The organism is Bradyrhizobium nanningense, from assembly GCF_004114535.1.
Classification (GTDB): domain Bacteria; phylum Pseudomonadota; class Alphaproteobacteria; order Rhizobiales; family Xanthobacteraceae; genus Bradyrhizobium; species Bradyrhizobium nanningense.
In genome coordinates, this window is the sequence record NZ_LBJC01000043.1 from 1 (window position 1) to 487 (window position 487).

Annotated in this window: 1 protein-coding gene; it reads right to left on the bottom strand. The window is 62.4% G+C overall.

The features are described from left to right. Positions 1 to 252: 252 nt before the first annotated feature. Positions 253 to 487, bottom strand: a 235-nt coding sequence (locus tag XH84_RS31745; RefSeq protein ID WP_164937405.1) for an ATP-binding protein, incomplete at its 5' end; no start/stop codon positions are given.

Here is a 487-nt window from a genome sequence, read left to right on the forward strand (position 1 = left end):
TGCGGATTCCGACGAAGTCGCCCAGGCGTACCGATATGAAGTCGCCCGTGGATTCCGAGACGATGTCGCCCACCTTTCCGATTTGATCTCGCCCAGCGGCGAGGCGTTCTGGCCGGCTGGTTCTCTGGCATCGGTCAAGCCGCGCGGTCAATCTGGAATCGCGACTTCAACCTTTTTTCTTCTTCTGCGGTTGCTGTGGGCATGTGGGCAACGCGATTGCGTTGTCCAAGCGCAGCGGCATGTCCACAGCGCTCAGGTCTTTCGGGCGGATTGCCGGGTTCGGCGCAGGCTCTCCCCGGTGAGGTCGAGCCGATGGGCATTGTGGACGAGGCGATCGAGCACGGCGTCGGCATAGGTGGGATCTCCAATGAGCAGATGCCACTGGTCCACGGGAAGCTGGCTGGTGACGATGGTGGAGCGATGACCGTAGCGATCTTCGAGGATTTCCAGGAGGTCGTGACGGGCGCCGGCATCGAGCGGCTCGAGC